This is a genomic window from Kitasatospora sp. NPDC056138, from assembly GCF_042264695.1.
GTDB lineage: Bacteria > Actinomycetota > Actinomycetes > Streptomycetales > Streptomycetaceae > Kitasatospora.
On record NZ_JBHJVK010000002.1, the window covers coordinates 193,043 to 207,395 of the forward strand.

Annotated in this window: 14 protein-coding genes and 1 riboswitch; of the genes, 6 read left to right on the forward strand and 8 right to left on the reverse strand. The window is 73.2% G+C overall.

Annotated features, from left to right (window positions below; all coding sequences use genetic code 11):
• Window positions 1-774 precede the first annotated feature (774 nt).
• Window positions 775-1,191 carry an SsgA family sporulation/cell division regulator gene (locus ACFC1R_RS02395; RefSeq protein ID WP_375931657.1) on the forward strand — a complete coding sequence of 139 codons (417 nt, stop codon included), beginning with the start codon at window positions 775-777 and terminating at the stop codon, window positions 1,189-1,191.
• Window positions 1,192-1,362: 171 nt separating this feature from the next.
• Here the strand turns inward: ACFC1R_RS02395 and ACFC1R_RS02400 are convergent, their stop codons facing one another.
• Window positions 1,363-1,743: a phage holin family protein gene (locus tag ACFC1R_RS02400; RefSeq protein WP_375931313.1), complete on the reverse strand. Its 381-nt coding sequence runs from the start codon at window positions 1,741-1,743 to the stop codon at window positions 1,363-1,365.
• A 189-nt stretch (window positions 1,744-1,932) separates the two neighbouring features.
• On the opposite strand from ACFC1R_RS02400, the gene ACFC1R_RS02405 reads away from it, so the two are divergent.
• The 3 genes from ACFC1R_RS02405 to ACFC1R_RS02415 all read left to right on the forward strand — a co-directional run bounded on the left by ACFC1R_RS02405 (window position 1,933) and on the right by ACFC1R_RS02415 (window position 3,585).
• Window positions 1,933-2,250 carry a cupin domain-containing protein gene (locus ACFC1R_RS02405; protein ID WP_375931316.1) on the forward strand — a complete coding sequence of 106 codons (318 nt, stop codon included), beginning with the start codon at window positions 1,933-1,935 and terminating at the stop codon, window positions 2,248-2,250.
• Window positions 2,251-2,442: 192 nt separating this feature from the next.
• A complete protein-coding gene (tenA, locus tag ACFC1R_RS02410) occupies window positions 2,443-3,135 on the forward strand; it encodes a thiaminase II (RefSeq protein ID WP_375931319.1) in 693 nt (230 codons plus the stop codon).
• Window positions 3,136-3,384: 249 nt separating this feature from the next.
• Window positions 3,385-3,585, forward strand: coding sequence for a DUF5326 family protein (locus ACFC1R_RS02415; RefSeq protein ID WP_375931322.1), 201 nt, complete (start codon window positions 3,385-3,387; stop codon window positions 3,583-3,585).
• 14 nt (window positions 3,586-3,599) lie between these two features.
• Here the strand turns inward: ACFC1R_RS02415 and ACFC1R_RS02420 are convergent, their stop codons facing one another.
• The 5 genes from ACFC1R_RS02420 to ACFC1R_RS02440 all read right to left on the reverse strand — a co-directional run bounded on the left by ACFC1R_RS02420 (window position 3,600) and on the right by ACFC1R_RS02440 (window position 9,283).
• Entirely contained in the window at window positions 3,600-4,580 is a 981-nt protein-coding gene (locus ACFC1R_RS02420; protein ID WP_375931324.1) for an NAD-dependent epimerase/dehydratase family protein, read from the reverse strand.
• Complete coding sequence (locus tag ACFC1R_RS02425; RefSeq protein WP_375931327.1) at window positions 4,571-5,689, reverse strand: cytochrome P450; 1,119 nt, start codon at window positions 5,687-5,689, stop codon at window positions 4,571-4,573. The genes ACFC1R_RS02420 and ACFC1R_RS02425 overlap by 10 nt, the downstream gene beginning before the upstream one ends.
• Window positions 5,690-5,962: 273 nt before the next feature.
• On the reverse strand, window positions 5,963-7,432 hold the full coding sequence (locus ACFC1R_RS02430; RefSeq protein ID WP_375931330.1) for a class I adenylate-forming enzyme family protein: 1,470 nt from the start codon (window positions 7,430-7,432) through the stop codon (window positions 5,963-5,965).
• A 103-nt stretch (window positions 7,433-7,535) separates the two neighbouring features.
• Window positions 7,536-8,276 (reverse strand): glycosyltransferase family A protein, encoded by a 741-nt coding sequence (locus ACFC1R_RS02435; RefSeq protein WP_375931333.1) that lies wholly within the window; start codon window positions 8,274-8,276, stop codon window positions 7,536-7,538.
• Window positions 8,273-9,283, reverse strand: a complete 1,011-nt coding sequence (locus tag ACFC1R_RS02440; protein ID WP_375931336.1) for a 3-oxoacyl-ACP synthase III family protein — start codon at window positions 9,281-9,283, stop codon at window positions 8,273-8,275. Before ACFC1R_RS02440 ends, ACFC1R_RS02435 begins: the two co-directional genes overlap by 4 nt.
• A gap of 192 nt (window positions 9,284-9,475) precedes the next feature.
• On the opposite strand from ACFC1R_RS02440, the gene ACFC1R_RS02445 reads away from it, so the two are divergent.
• Entirely contained in the window at window positions 9,476-10,183 is a 708-nt protein-coding gene (locus tag ACFC1R_RS02445) for a VC0807 family protein (RefSeq protein WP_375931339.1), read from the forward strand.
• 89 nt (window positions 10,184-10,272) lie between these two features.
• Here ACFC1R_RS02445 and ACFC1R_RS02450 read toward each other — a convergent pair whose 3' ends face one another.
• A complete protein-coding gene (locus ACFC1R_RS02450; RefSeq protein WP_375931342.1) occupies window positions 10,273-11,763 on the reverse strand; it encodes an SPFH domain-containing protein in 1,491 nt (496 codons plus the stop codon).
• A gap of 312 nt (window positions 11,764-12,075) precedes the next feature.
• A complete protein-coding gene (locus ACFC1R_RS02455; protein WP_375931345.1) occupies window positions 12,076-12,282 on the reverse strand; it encodes a hypothetical protein in 207 nt (68 codons plus the stop codon).
• Window positions 12,283-12,379: 97 nt separating this feature from the next.
• A riboswitch (TPP riboswitch) is annotated at window positions 12,380-12,509 on the forward strand.
• Here ACFC1R_RS02455 and thiC point away from each other — a divergent pair.
• Entirely contained in the window at window positions 12,507-14,327 is a 1,821-nt protein-coding gene (thiC, locus tag ACFC1R_RS02460; protein WP_375931348.1) for a phosphomethylpyrimidine synthase ThiC, read from the forward strand. It overlaps the preceding riboswitch by 3 nt.
• Window positions 14,328-14,353: the final 26 nt, after the last annotated feature.

A 14,353-nucleotide genomic window follows, 5' to 3' on the forward strand; every position in this document is an offset into this window, starting at 1 on the left:
CGTGCGGGTCGTCCGGGTCCAGCTCCAGCAGGATGGCCCGAGCCGTGCGTTTGACGACCGGGCGGACGGGGCCTGGCATGGCCACCTCCGGGGCGCGAGCGTTGTGCGGAAGTCTCCCGCGCAGGGGCCTGCCCGAAACCCGTGCCGTTGCACGAACGGGAGTGCCCGGTTCCGCCGAACGGATGATTCGGTGTGCCCGGGGGTGTGGTCCGGCGAGTGGGGGTGTAGCCACTGTGGATCTTCGATGGCAAGCCTTGGCTCTGTCTTTGCCTTCGATTTTATGGACAAGTAGACACTAATTCGATTGATGCGAAGGTTTTTCGGGCATTGTGCTGCTGGGAATGATTGCAGGCATGCTCGCCCTGTGCTGCAATGAGCGCGAATCGGGCAGGCGGAGCAGCCACCTCCGCGTCGGGGACTGGAACGGCTATGGAACAGGTCGCGGGACCACCACGGGTGGGAGCTCCTCACGTCCTCGACGGTCACCGAACGAGCCCTGCCGCTGCGGTGGTTGACGGCGGTGCGGCCCGCCCGGTCGGCCGCCGCGGCGGAGCGGCTGCGCTTTCCGCCGGGGGGCGATGTCGCCGTCGTTCGCGCTGTGCGCAAGGGCCGGTCCGGGAGTGGGGCGTCCGGGGCGAGACGGGGGTTGCCGCGTGAAAAAGCACTTCTTATCCGGTTCATCCCCAGACGTGAACGGTGGGTTTGAAGGCGGACGCGGGGGCCATGACAGACGCACAGCCGGGGCAGGCCGGGCAGAACGAGAGGTACGCGCGCATGCACAGCACGGTCCAGGGGCACGTGGTGATGAACCTCGTGGTCTCGAACGAGCTCTCCTTCCGCATCGTGGTCGATCTCGCGTACGACCCCGCCGACCCGTACGCGATCCGGTTGACCTTCCACCTGCCCGGTGACGCTCCGGTGACCTGGGTGTTCGCGCGGGAGCTGCTGCTGGACGGGATCAGCAGCCCGACCGGCGAGGGCGATGTGCACATCCACCCCGTCGGGGAGGAGCTCTCCGAGGTGGGCGTCATGCTGCGCTCGCCCGAGGGCGACGCCGTGCTGCGCGCCCCGTCGCCGCCGCTGATCGCCTTCCTGGCCGGCACCGACCGGCTCGTGCCGATGGGCGAGGAGCGCACCGGCCGAGACCTGGACGCGCAGTTGGCCCTGATCCTCAGCCCCGGGTCCCGCTGAGACCCGCGCCCCGCTGATGCGCGCGCTGCGCCGACGCCTGCACCCCGCTGACGCCTGCGCCCCGCCGAGGCCCGCGTGCCGAAGTCGGCACCGACTCCCGGCCCGGACCAGGCCCCGTGCGGGGCCCGCCGCGGTGAACGGCGGGCCCGCGGGACGAGATCGCGGCCTGTGTCAGTCCTCGTCGTCCCCGAAGGCCAGGTGGAGGCCCCAGGACACCAGGCTGATGATCAGCGAGCCGAACAGCGCCGCCCAGAAGCTGTCGACGTGGAAGTCCAGGCTGAGCTTGCCGGAGGCCCAGGAGGTCAGCATCAGCATGAGGGCGTTGATCACAAAAGTGATCAGCCCGAGGGTGAGGATGAACAGCGGCAGCGAGAACAGCTTCACCACTGGCTTGATCAGCCAGTTCACCACGCCGAAGACCAGTGCCACCGCGAGCACGGTGACGGTCTTGTGCTGCCAGCCGTCCGCCGTCAGGTCTATCCCGTTGACGATCCAGGCGGCCACCCAGATGGCGGCCGCGTTGATGAGCGTTTTGATGACGAAGTGCTTCACGGGTCGGCCCGCATCCAATCTGCGATGAGTGTGTGTCGTCCCTAGGCGTACCGCACTCGGGCCGAAAGCCAAACCGGGCCGGCGGCTCCGCGGTGCGGCGGCCCGCACCGGATGCGGTTGAATGCATCCGGCGTGCAGGCGGTGGGTGTTCCGGTCCGGGGCGGCCGGGCGAGGAGGCGAGCGATCCCGATGAAGGTCTTCCGGTTGGACCAGCTGGACGCGGAACGGGCCGCCAACCAGGGCGCGTACCTCCGCTTCCTCAAGGAACGCAGCATGTCCGCCGGGCTGTACGCGCTCTCGCCCGGCGACACCGACACCCAGTCGCCGCACGCGCAGGACGAGATCTACCAGATCATCAGCGGCCGGGCCGAGTTGACCGTCGGTTCGGAGACGACCACGGTCGGGCGGGGGAGCGTGGTCTTCGTCCCGGCCGGGGTGCCGCACCGGTTCCACCACATCACCGAGGAACTGCGGGTGCTGGTGATCTTCTCCCCGCCCGAGGACTGAACCGGCCGTGGGCGGCGGGGCGTTCGGACGGTAGGGTCGGCCGGGTACGCAACCGAACCGCGGGAGCCCGTAGCAGCGGGCTGAGAGGGCGCTGAACGGTCCTTCTGTGACGAGGGTCTTGCTGCGCCGACCGCCAGAACCTGGCCGTGGCACGGGGACGCTCCTGCCCGGGACAGGGAGGGAGTCCACACCGTGTCCTCTTCGCACACCGCCGAGCAGCCCGGCTCGCTCACCGCCGAGCTCTGGGCGGCCATCGCACCGATCTACGCGGAGATCCTCGACCACCCGTTCATCGCCGGGCTCACCGACGGCAGCCTGCCGCGCGAGGCCTTCCGGCACTTCGTCATCCAGGACTCGCACTACCTCCGCGACTACGCCCGTGCGCTGGCCGTCTGCGCCGCCAAGGCCCCGGGCGAGCAGGACGTCCGGGCGTTCGCCGACGACGCGATCGGGGCGCTGGCCGCCGAGCAGGGGATGCACGCCGAGTTCCTGGACGTCTTCGGCGAGACGGCCGCCGAGGCCGCCGCCGAACCGGTGCTGCCGACCACCCGGGCCTACACCAGCTACCTGCTGGCCACCGTCTACGGCGGCTCGTTCGCCGAGGCGGTGGGCGCGGTGCTGCCCTGCTACTGGATCTACGCCCGGGTCGGCGAGCAGCTGCTGGCACAGTCCTCGCCCGACCCGCTGTACGCCAAGTGGATCTCCACGTACGGCGACGAGGCGTTCCAGTCGGTGGTCCGGCGGGTGCTGGCGCTGACCGACCGGCTCGGTGAGGAGATCTCGCCCGCCGAACGGCGCCGGATGGTCGAGCACTTCACCACGACGTCGCGCTACGAGTGGATGTTCTGGGACGCCGCCTGGCACGCCGAGAGCTGGCCGGTCTGACGGTCGCTCCGATCACCGCGGACCGGTCGGACGGCCCCCGGCGGGCTCCCCGGGGAGGCGGGCGGTGCCGGTTCCAGCGACGGTCGGGTTGGGGGTATCCCTGGGCCCGGACTCGGGGGGATCTCGGGGTTCTATGGGGGGCTGGGAGGCTCGTTTACGTGCTGGGACGCCCGTACGATCGACGTATCGAAAGCGGACGGGACGCGACGGAAGAGCCGGCGCCGGCCCGAGGGGAGAGAAGGAACCGACATGGCTGAGCTCTGGAAGTCGCTGCCCTCCTGGGTGCGCAACATCGTTGTCCCGATCCTGGTCCTGGTCCTGGCGTGGAACCTGCTCTGGTTCGTGGTGGGCGTGGTGAGCTCGCTGATCGGGCTGCTGATCAAGGGCCTGGTGGTGGTGGGTCTCGCCGCCGCGGTGGTGATCCTGGTGAAGAAGGCCGCGAAGAGCTGACCCGGGCGGCCGGTTCAGCTCGGAGCCCGGACGGGCCCCGTCCTCCCCGCAGGGGGAGCGGCGGGGCCCGTCGGCGTTCCGCCGGCGAACGCCGTGCCCAGGTCCCAGCGGGGTGTCCAGCCCTGGCCGCGGGCACGGGCGGTGTCCAGCACCACGCTGTGCGCGAGCTGGTCCACGGCGTACGGCGTGAGCCCGGCGGCCCGGTCGAGTCCGACGGTTCGGGCGGCCCGGGCGATTACGGTGGCGAAGCGGGCCGCCCGGAGCGGGAGATGGACCACCCGGGGGTCGGCGACCCCGTGTGCGCGGAGCACCTGCCGGACGGCCTCGTCGCGGCGGTACGGCAGCCGGTCGGCGATGTTGTACGCGCCGGGTGCCCAGCCGGCGGCCGCGAGGCAGGCGTCGGCCAGGTTCTGCACCGCGGTCAGGCTCAGGTCGACGTCCCCGCCCGGCAGCAGCAGGACGCCGTGCCGGACTCGTGCCAGCAGCCGCGGTACGAGATGCGGATCACCCGGCCCGTACACCGCGCGCGGGCGCAGCACGACCGCGCCGGTGGCGAGCGCGAGCCGCTCACCCGCGGCTTTCGTCCGGCCGTAGGCGTTGAGGTGTCCGCCGGCGGTGGGGTGGTCCTCGCGGACCAGCCGACGGCCGAGCCTCGGGTCGTACACGCTGGCGCTGCTCACCCAGACCACCGGCCGGCCGGCGGCGGCCGTCAACAGCCGCTCGGTGCCCGCCACGTTGACCGCGTACTGCTCCGCCTCGGCGGGTGAGCCCGGGGTCGGATCGCCGACCGCCGCCGCGCAGTGGACGAGCAGGTCGGCCCCGCGCAGTGCGGTGCGCACGCCCGCGGACACCGGGGCGGCGGCGTCCCAGTACACGTGCCGCCCGGTCGGTCCGGGGCGGCGGCCGAGGCAGAGCACTTCGGCCCCGGTGGCGGCGGCGGCGCGGGCGACGTGCGAACCGCAGAAGCCGCTGGCGCCGGTGACGGCTATGCGCATGGGAACGGGCCTTCCGGGCGGGAGGGACGGGTGCCGGGGTGGTCGGAGTGCGCGTGCGGGCGCGGGCCCGCCGGCCGGACGATGAGGGCGGAGTAGCCGGGGAGGGCGGCCCGGCGGTCGACCGTGGCGCGTACGACGGTGGGGCGGTGCTTGGCCAAGGCGGCCAGGAAGTCGGCGAGTTGGGCGCGGGCGAGGCGGGCTCCCGGGCAGGCGTGCGGTCCTGCGCCGAAGACCGCCTGAGCGGCGGCGGCGGGGTTGGCCGGGGTGTCGCGGTGGGACTCCGCGGCGTGCCGGGCCACCAGGACCAGCCGGTCGCCCGGCCGGATCGGGCAGCCCGCGACGGTGGTGCCGGGGGCGGTGGCGGCCGCGACGCGGGGCAGGATCGGTGACGGCGCGGTCAACCGCAGCAGCTCGTCGACGAGTTCCGGTCCGGGGACGGCCGGGATCCGGTCCCAGAGGCCGGCGTCCGCGCACCAGGCCGCGGCGCGCGGAAGGGCGGCCACGGTGGTGTTCACGGCGGCCACGGCGAGCATCGCGTCCAGCGGGTCGGGCAGCATGCCGGTCAACTCGGCTGCCGCATCGGGTGTCCGGCGCCTCGGCAGCAGGCTCGGCAGATGCTCGCGGGCGGTGGCCGAGGCGGCGTCGGCCGCGGCCCCGGCCAGGTCGAGCGGTGCGGCGGTGCTGCCGGTCAGGGCGGCCGCGGTCGCACCGGCGAGTTCGCGGACGATCGGCACGAGGTCGGTACCGTGGGGCAGTTCGGCGAGCCGCCGGTCCAGGACGTGCTGCCAGACCGGACGCAGCCGCGCCACACCCCGGGTGCCGAGCTGTTCGGCCAGTGCGCGGCGGGCGCTCCGGTGCTCGGTGCCCTCCTGGTCGAACAGCAGCCCCCCGTCGGTGAGTTGTGCGGCGGCGCCGCCGGTCGTCCCGGCGGCCGTGCGGTCCAGCGGCACCCGGGTGAGCACCTCGCGGTACGCCTCCGGGCCGTGCACCAGCACCGTGCGGCCGAGCCGCACCACCGGACGGCGTCGGGTCGCGGCCAGCAGCGCGAACAGCGCGGGGTGGCTGCGGAGGTAGACCTGGCGGTCACGGCGCCGGGCTTCGGGGCTCACGGGGACGGCTCCTTGAGGGTTCGGTGATCCGGTGATCCGGTGATCCGGAGGCCGGTGGTCCGGGGGCCGGGAACCTGCCGGTGGGCGGACACGGCGCTCCGGCCGGGGCACGGGGAGCCGCACGGACACCCGGGGCCTCGGCAGCGCCCGGTGCGGGTGCCCGGGGCGCACGGCTGGTCGAGCGTGCCGCGTCCGACGCGGTGCCGAGCCGCTCGCCCACCCTGCCGTGCCCCGGGGTACCGCACCTCTCCGCGCTCCGGGAGGGCTGCCCGCTCATGCCCGGCGGCGGGCGGCGAGCGTCCGGGCGCACAGCCGGGCGGCCGCGGCCCGGTCGGGTTTGCGGGAGCGCCCGGCGAGCGGGACGTCGGCGAAGAGCAGCGCGTCCGGGCGGGCGCTGCCCATCCGGGCCAGTGGGGTCTCCAGCGCGGCGCGCAGCCGTCGCCGGTCGGCCCCGGCCTGCGGCTGGACCAGGGCGACCAGCCGTTCGTCGCCCTCCTCGGCGGCCGGTACGCCCACCAGTACGGCGAGTTCGACACCGGGCAGGTGCAGCGCGGGTTCGTACAGTCCGGGGTAGATGTTCTCCGCGCGGCGCAGCACCATGTCCTTGCAGCGCCCGCCGAGCACGATCCGTCCGTCCGTGGTGAGGCGGGCGCGGTCGCCGGTACGGACCCAGGGGTCGGGTTGTTCCCCGAGGTAGCGGGTGCGGGCGGCGGGTCCGGTGAGCAGCAGTTCGCCCTCGGGAGAGAGCCTGGCCCCGACGCCGGGCAGCGGGTGGCCGAGCAGGTCGCCGTCGCCGCCGTGGGCGGCCTTCTCGGACTCCTCCACGGCGGCGGCCGGGAACAGCTCGGTCAGCGCGTACACGCCCCACGCCTCCCGGGCGCCGGCCCGCTTGACCCGGCCGAGCAGTTCGGCACTCGCCGGGGCGGAGCCGGTCCAGACGCGGCCGGTGAACGTGTCCAGGCCGCGCAGCCGGGGTGGGGTGAGGTAGGTCTCGGCGGGCCGCAGCCGGTGGATCTGGCGCTGGAGCAGGCGGGTCGAGCGGGCGGGCAGGGCGACCGTCGCACCGGCCGCCAGTGAGGGGACGAGGACGAAGAACGTGCCGCCGAGCACGGTCTCCCCGGGCTGCGGCCGGACCAGGTCGGTGACGGTGCGCATCCCGGCGGCCAGGCCGCTGCGGCTGTGGACCACGGCGCGGGGGCTGGACGTCGTCCCCGAGGTGAAGACGACCACCGCGTCGCCGTCGCCGTCGTGCCACCCGGGCGCTGCGATCGGGGCCGGCCGCAGGGCGGGGGCGCAGCCCGGTGCGCGCGGGCCGACCGTGGCGACCGGGCCGAGGGCGGCGAGCGGCGGCAGGGCCAGGCCGGCCCGACCGGCCAGCGGCTGTGCCCAGCCCGCGACCGCCTGGGCGGCGGCGTCGGCGAGCACCAGGGCGGGCTTGGCGAGGGAGAGCCGGGAGAGCAGGACGTCCGGGCCGGCGGAGGGGTCGAGGACGGCGGTGCACAGCCCGAGCCGGTGGGCGGCCAGCAGGACGGCGAGGGCGCGCGGTCCCGGGCGGACGGCCACCCCGAGGGTGTCTCCGGGGCGCAGGCCGTACCGCTGGTGCAGGGCGCCCGCGTAGCCGTCGGCGAGGTCGGCGAGTTCGCCGCAGCGGGCCAGGACGCGGGTGGCGCCGGTGCGGGAGGTGCCGAGCACGGCGGGCCGGTCGGCGCCCTGGCGGAGGGTGCGCGCGAGGTGTTCCAGCATCGGGTGGCTCCGGTCGGGTGCGTGAACGGGTCGGGAACGGTGCGGGGCGGACCTTCGGAGCGCGCGGTGCGCCCCCGGGGGCGGTGGACCGGCCGGGGTTTCCTCAGCGGGGGTCCACACCCCGGCCGCCGCTGCCGCGTTCGAGGTACCAGCGGGCGGTGCCGAGGACGCCGTAGGCGCGGATCCGGCGGGTGGAGTTGTGCACCACCATGTCCCGGCTGTGGACGATCGCGGTGGTGTGCCGGCGGACCCGGTTGATGAAGGTGCGGTCGGTCGGGGACGGGCGGCGGGGCATGCCGCCGACCGCGAGGTACAGCTCGGCGGCGATGGCCATGTTGTTGCCCGCGTGCATCCGGTAGGGGACCAGGTAGCCGTGTCGGCGGTGGTGCGCGGGCCGGACCCGGCCGAACGCGGCGCCGAGCCCGACCAGGGTGCGGAACACCGCGCGGCCGACCGGCCCGTGTTCGTCGTGGCGGGCCTCGATGTGGCCGCAGACCAGGCCCTGCGAGCGGAGCACGGCCGCCCGCGCCGCCGCCGTCCAGCCGGGCTGCGGCAGACAGTCGGCGTCGGTGCGGGCCAGCACGGTGGCGCCGGCGGCGATGGCGTGCCGGAACCCGGTGTCGACCGCACAGCCGACGCCCTTCTCGGTCTCCACCAGCACCTCGACCGGGAAGGGTGCCCGCCCGCCGAACTCCCTTACCAGCTCGGCGGTCCGGTCGCTGGAGCCGTTGTCGACCACCAGCAGCCGGAAGTCGCGGTCCCGCTGGCGCAGCAGGGCGTCCAGCGTGCCCCGGATCCGGGCCTCCTCCTGGTACGCGGGGACGACCACCCACAGCTCGCTCACGAGACCTCCCAGACCATCGTCATCAGGCTGACACCGCCACCGAGGCCCACCAGCAGAACCCGGTCTCCCCGCTGCAACTCTCCCCGTATTCGGTCGAGTTGGACGCCGAGCGTGGCGCTGGCGATGTTGCCGAGCTCGGGCACGGTCAGTACCAGCCGATCGGCCGGGACCCCGGTCAGCTCGACGAAGCGCTCCAGGTACGGGACGGTCACCTGGTGCACCAGCACCCGGGCGTACGCGTCCCAGCCCAGGCCGGTGCGGGCGGCCACCCGGGTGAGGATGTCGCCGCCGATCTTCTCGAAGACGCCGCGCAACTCCTTTCCCCCGCCGTGGAAGTAGCTGTACTCGTCGCCGCGCGGGTGCCGCGACCCGCCGCCGGGGATGCCGCCGACCGTCCAGTGCTCGGAGGCGGTCTCGGTCTCGACGTCGAGGATCCCGCCGTGCGGCACCGCCTCCACCACCACGGCCGCACCCGCGTCGCCCAAGGTGTAGCCGGCGAAACCCGCACGGAGCTCGGCGAGTCCGCCCGGGTCGCGGCGCATCGCCCGGCTGGGCGTCTCGCCGGTGACCACCAGGGCGCGCCCGGCCCGGCCGGCCAGGATCATCGCGCGGGCCACGTCGATGCCGTTGATGAAGCTGTTGCACGCGTTGGAGACGTCGAACGCGTGGGCGCGCGAGCCGAGTTCGGCCTGCACCAGGTGGGCGGTGGCCGGTTCGATGACGTCCCGGGTGGCGGAGGCGTACAGCAGCAGGTCGATGTCGAGCGGGTCGTAGCCGCCGGCCGCCAGCGCGCGGCGCCCGGCACCCAGCGCGAGCGTCGAGGCGTACTCGCCGTCCGCCGCGAACCGCCGGGTGACGATGCCGGTGGCCTTCTCGAACATCCGCTCAGGCAGCCGCAGTCCGCTGCCGGAGGCGACCTGGTCCTGGAGTTCCCGCGAGGTCAGCACCTGCTCGGGCAGGAAGGAGCCCACGGCGGTGATGCCGACGCCCGGTGTCTGGAGGTTCATGTCCTCCATGCTTCTGCCCGGCGCCGCCCGGCGGCCTGAGTACGGGTACTCAGCCGTGACGGGCGATCAGCTCAACCATGACATCCGTCATGGCGCTTCCCGGACGGCAGGCACTGCCGGGCACCGGGCCCCGGACGGGATTCTTGAGGCACAGGGAAGCACGCGGCACGGACCGACACGGAGGCACGGATCATGGCACTCACCACCGGCAGCACGATGGAGCGCCCCGCCGAGACCACGGCGGAGCACGGCGAAGGCTCCCCGCTCCGGCCGCTGCTCATCGACGTCGCACTGCCGCTGCTGGCCTACTACGCGGCGCACTCTGTGTTCGGCCTGGGCCTGGTCGCCTCGCTGACCATCTCCAGCGTGGTGCCCGCCGTCCGCACCGGGGCCCAGCTGGTGCGCGAGCGCTCGCTCAACGCGTTCGCCGCCCTGGTGCTGGTGGTCAACCTGGTGGGCATCGGTCTCTCGCTGGTCACCGGGGACGCCCGGCTGATGATCGCCAAGGACGGTGCGATCAGCAGCGTGATCGGCCTCGCCGTGCTGGGCTCGGTCCTCGCCGGACGTCCGATGATGACCGCCGGGATGCGGCCCTTCATCGTCAAGGGCGACGCCGCCAAGTCGGCGGCCTGGGACCGGCTGGCGTCCGGCACGGCGGCCTCGGCGGGTGCCACGGTGTCCTTCCGGCGCCACGAGCGGGCCTTCTCGCTGGTCTGGGGCACCGTGCTGGTGGCCGAGTGCGTGGCCAAGGTGATCGGCGCGTACACCCTGCCGGTGGCCACCATGGCCTGGCTGGGCTCGGTCTTCATGGTCTGCGCGATCGTCCTCGGCATCGTGGTCGGGAACGCCTTCGCCGGCCGGCTGTACGGCCTGGTCGTCGCCGAGACCGAGCACGCCTGACCCCCGGCTCCGAGACTTCCCTGAACACCGCACCGGGCCCGGTCGCCGACGAAGGCGACCGGGCCCGGTGTGCTGTGCCGGTCAGCGGATCAGCCCTGCTGCTCCTGCACCGGAATCGCCTGGCTGACCGGCTTCGCGGCGGCGCCGGTGGCCGTCACGCCCGGAGCGGCCACCGCGGCACCGCCCTCGCCGCCGGCGTTCATCGCGGAGAGCAGCTGGCGGGCCAGGCCGAGGCCGGTGCCGCCCATGGTCAGCGCCTTGGCGAACATCTCGCCCATGCCGTCGGCACCGTTCAGCAGCACCATGTGGTCCACGTTGCCGAAGGCCTCGGCGCCCGCACGGACGATCTCGGGCCAGTTCTCGGCGAGCTGCTGGGCGACCACGGCCTCCTGGTTCTCGGCGAGCGCGGCCGCGCGGGCCTTGATCGCCTCGGCCTCGGCCAGACCCAGCGCCCGGGCCGCCTCGGCCTGGGCGAGACCCTTGGCCTCCGCGGCCGCGGCCTCCGCCTGACCGGTCGCCTTGGTCGCCTCGGCGGCGGCCAGACCCCGGGCCCGGGTGGCCTCGGCCTCGGCGCCGGCGGCGATCTTCACCCGGTTCGCCTCGGCGGCGGCCTTCAGCTCGGTCTCCTTGGCCAGTGCCTGGGCCGCCGAGATACGGGCGTCACGGTCGGCCTCGGCCTTGGTACGGGTCTCGTAGGCACGGGCGTCGGCCGGCTTGCGGACGTCCGCCTGGAGCTGCTGCTCCTTGCGGTGCGCCTCCAGCTCGGCCACCTTGGTCTCCTGGACCACGACCTCCTGCCGGGCGGCGGCCTGTGCCAGCGGGCCCGCCTGCAGCGCGCGGGCGGCGGCGGTGTCCATCTCGGCCTGGTAACCGGCCTGCTGGATACCGGAGTTGCGGGTCGCCTCGGCCTTGCGGGCGAAGGCCTCCTGCTCGGCCTCGGTGGCCGCCCGGTCGGCCGCGGCGGCCGCGATGCGGGCGTCCCGCTGGACGGCGGCGGCGTGCGGCGCGGCCAGGTTGGTGATGTAGCCGGTCGGGTCGAGGATCTCCTGGATCTGCAGCGAGTCGATGATCAGACCGAGCTTCTCCATCTCCGAGCCGGACGCGGCCCGGGTCTCCCCGGTCAGCCGCTCGCGGTCGCGGATCATGTCCTCCACGGTCAGCCCACCGACGATGGACCGGAGGTGACCGGCGAAGACGTTGTGCACCCGCTGGCCCATCAGCTTCTGCTGGTCCAGGAAGCGGCGGGCGGCGTTGGCGATCGAAACCGCGTCGTCGCCGACCTTGAAGATGACAACTCCCTTGACGTGCACGGGAATTCCCTGCGAGGTCACGCACTCGACATCCAGGTCGGCCTCGTTGAGGTCGAGCGACAGTCGGCGGACCACCTGCACGCCGGGCGTCACGAGCGTTCCCCGCCCGGTGACGATCCGGAATCCCATGCTCTCGCCGACCCCCTCGGCGCGGTGCCTGGATCCGGAGATGACCAGTGCTTCGTTCGGCTCGGCCACACGCCACATGAGCTTGAAGACGGTCACGATGACAACGAGAGCAACGACGGCTCCCACGGCGCCGATCAACATCGGCTTTCTCCCCCTTCAGGGCACCGGTTCCGTGGCTGCGCTCTGTTGTGCAGGAATGGCGCGGAACCGGTGGCAGCAGGAAATTCTGCGCCCCGCGAGATCCATTGGGAAGCTCGGGCGGTCCGTGTTCTGCATCGAACCCGTCAAGATTGCGTCAACGTGGCGACAATGCGGACGAGTCGGATGCCGCCTCCACCACGTCCGCGCGGAACCTGACGGAGTTCGCGTCAGGCTTCACGTCTCGCAGTGCTCCCGGGCCGACCGGGCGCAGGCTGACCGTCCATCGGCCGACCGGTCCCGGGCCGACCGGTCTCAGGCCAGCGCACGGACCACGTAGACCGTGCGCGGAGGCTGGTACTCCACCACGACCACCGGCGTGCCGACCGTCAGCGTCTCGTCCGCCACCGACGGGTACGCCAGGAACGCCTCCGTCCCCTGCCGCTCGGGCACGTGCAGCAGCACCTCGCCCACCAGTCCGGCACCGACCCTGCCGGTGACCCGGCCCGTGTAGCCCACCATGAGCCCCAGTCTGCCCGCCGCCCCGGACGACCGGAACCCATCTGGACCAGCTGCGATCCGCCCGCTACGGTGTTGGACGTCTGACGCAGGCAACACCGCCTGCCGACACGGGAGCTCGGAGCACCGGGCTGAGAGGGCGCTGACCGGTACCTGCGTACCGAACGCTGCGCCGACCGCAGGAACCTGGACCGGGTAATGCCGGCGTAGGGAGTAGAGGGTCCGACATGACCACTTTTGATGCACAGCAGCCTGCCCGCAGCACGTCCGAGGCCGTCACCAGCGCGGGCACCGGCTACCCGACCCCGGCATGGCGCAAGGCGTACCGCGAGGGCTCCCGGCCCGACCTGCGGGTCCCGTTCCGCGAGGTCCGGCTCACCAACGGCAGGTCCGTTCCGCTGTACGACACCTCCGGCCCGTACACCGACCCCGCGTACGAGCCCGACGTCCGCCGCGGCCTGCCCGCGCTGCGCGACCCGTGGATCCGCCAGCGCGGCGACGTCGAGGAGTACGACGGCCGCGAGGCGCGCCCGGAGGACGACGGGATCAAGCACACCTCGCCGCGCGGCGGCAACCTGCGCAACCTGGACGCGGTCTTCCCGGGCCGACCGCGCCGCCCGCTGCGCGGTCGCGACGGGGCCGCGGTGACCCAACTCGGCTACGCCAAGCGGGGCATCGTCACCCCGGAGATGGAGTTCATCGCGCTGCGCGAGGGCCTGGAGGCGGAGTTCGTCCGGGCCGAGGTCGCGGCCGGACGGGCCGTCATCCCGCTGAACGTGAACCACCCCGAGGTCGAGCCGGCCATCATCGGCACCAACTTCCTCGTCAAGATCAACGCCAACATCGGCAACAGCGCGGTGACCTCCTCCATCGAGGAGGAGGTGGAGAAGATGACCTGGGCGACCCGCTGGGGCGCCGACACGGTGATGGACCTCTCCACCGGCCGGAACATCCACACCACCCGCGAGTGGATCCTGCGCAACTCCCCCGTGCCGATCGGCACCGTGCCGCTCTACCAGGCGCTGGAGAAGGTCGACGGCAGGGCCGAGGACCTGAGCTGGGAGGTCTACCGCGACACCATCATCGAGCAGTGCGAGCAGGGCGTCGACTACATGACCGTCCACGCGGGCGTGCTGCTGCGCTACGTCCCGCTGACGGCCCGGCGCAAGACCGGCATCGTCTCGCGCGGCGGCTCGATCATGGCGGCCTGGTGCCTGGCGCACCACCAGGAGAACTTCCTCTACACCAACTTCGAGGAGCTCTGCGACATCCTGCGCTCCTACGACGTCACCTTCTCGCTCGGTGACGGCCTGCGTCCGGGCTCGATCGCGGACGCCAACGACGAGGCGCAGTTCGCCGAGCTGCAGACGCTGGGCGAGCTCGGGCGGATCGCCCGCGCCAAGGACGTCCAGGTGATGATCGAGGGACCGGGCCACGTCCCGATGAACAAGATCAAGGAGAACATGGATCTCCAGAAGGAGATCTGCGACGAGGCGCCGTTCTACACCCTCGGCCCGCTGACCACGGACGTCGCCCCCGGCTACGACCACATCACCTCGGGCATCGGCGCCGCGATGATCGCCTGGTGGGGCACCGCCATGCTCTGCTACGTCACGCCCAAGGAGCACCTGGGCCTCCCCAACCGGGACGACGTGAAGACCGGCGTCATCACCTACAAGATCGCCGCCCACGCCGCCGACCTGGCCAAGGGCCACCCCGGCGCGCAAGCCTGGGACGACGCGCTCTCCGACGCCCGCTTCGAGTTCCGCTGGGAGGACCAGTTCAACCTGGCCCTCGACCCGGAGACCGCCCGCGAGTTCCACGACGAGACCCTCCCCGCCGAACCCGCCAAGACGGCGCACTTCTGCTCCATGTGCGGCCCGAAGTTCTGCTCGATGAAGATCTCCCAGCAGATCCGCAACGAGCACGGCGACGGCTCCACCGCCGTCCCGTCCGGCTACGACGCCGAGGCACTGGCCGGGATGGCCGCCAAGTCGGAGGAGTTCGCGGCCCAGGGCAACCGGGTCTACCTCCCGCTGGCCGACTGACCGACCGTCTGCGCAGGCGCTGCACT

Bases quoted from the DNA above. Each gene is read 5' to 3' on its own strand.
- ACFC1R_RS02430 (WP_375931330.1), bottom strand. From the start codon at position 7,432: ATGCTGGAACACCTCGCGCGCACCCTCCGCCAGGGCGCCGACCGGCCC.
- ACFC1R_RS02450 (WP_375931342.1), bottom strand. From the start codon at position 11,763: ATGTTGATCGGCGCCGTGGGAGCCGTCGTTGCTCTCGTTGTCATCGTG.
- ACFC1R_RS02415 (WP_375931322.1), top strand. From the start codon at position 3,385: ATGGCTGAGCTCTGGAAGTCGCTGCCCTCCTGGGTGCGCAACATCGTT.
- ACFC1R_RS02440 (WP_375931336.1), bottom strand. From the start codon at position 9,283: ATGAACCTCCAGACACCGGGCGTCGGCATCACCGCCGTGGGCTCCTTC.
- ACFC1R_RS02445 (WP_375931339.1), top strand. From the start codon at position 9,476: ATGGCACTCACCACCGGCAGCACGATGGAGCGCCCCGCCGAGACCACG.
- ACFC1R_RS02420 (WP_375931324.1), bottom strand. From the start codon at position 4,580: ATGCGCATAGCCGTCACCGGCGCCAGCGGCTTCTGCGGTTCGCACGTC.
- ACFC1R_RS02455 (WP_375931345.1), bottom strand. From the start codon at position 12,282: ATGGTGGGCTACACGGGCCGGGTCACCGGCAGGGTCGGTGCCGGACTG.
- ACFC1R_RS02405 (WP_375931316.1), top strand. From the start codon at position 1,933: ATGAAGGTCTTCCGGTTGGACCAGCTGGACGCGGAACGGGCCGCCAAC.
- ACFC1R_RS02395 (WP_375931657.1), top strand. From the start codon at position 775: ATGCACAGCACGGTCCAGGGGCACGTGGTGATGAACCTCGTGGTCTCG.
- thiC (WP_375931348.1), top strand. From the start codon at position 12,507: ATGACCACTTTTGATGCACAGCAGCCTGCCCGCAGCACGTCCGAGGCC.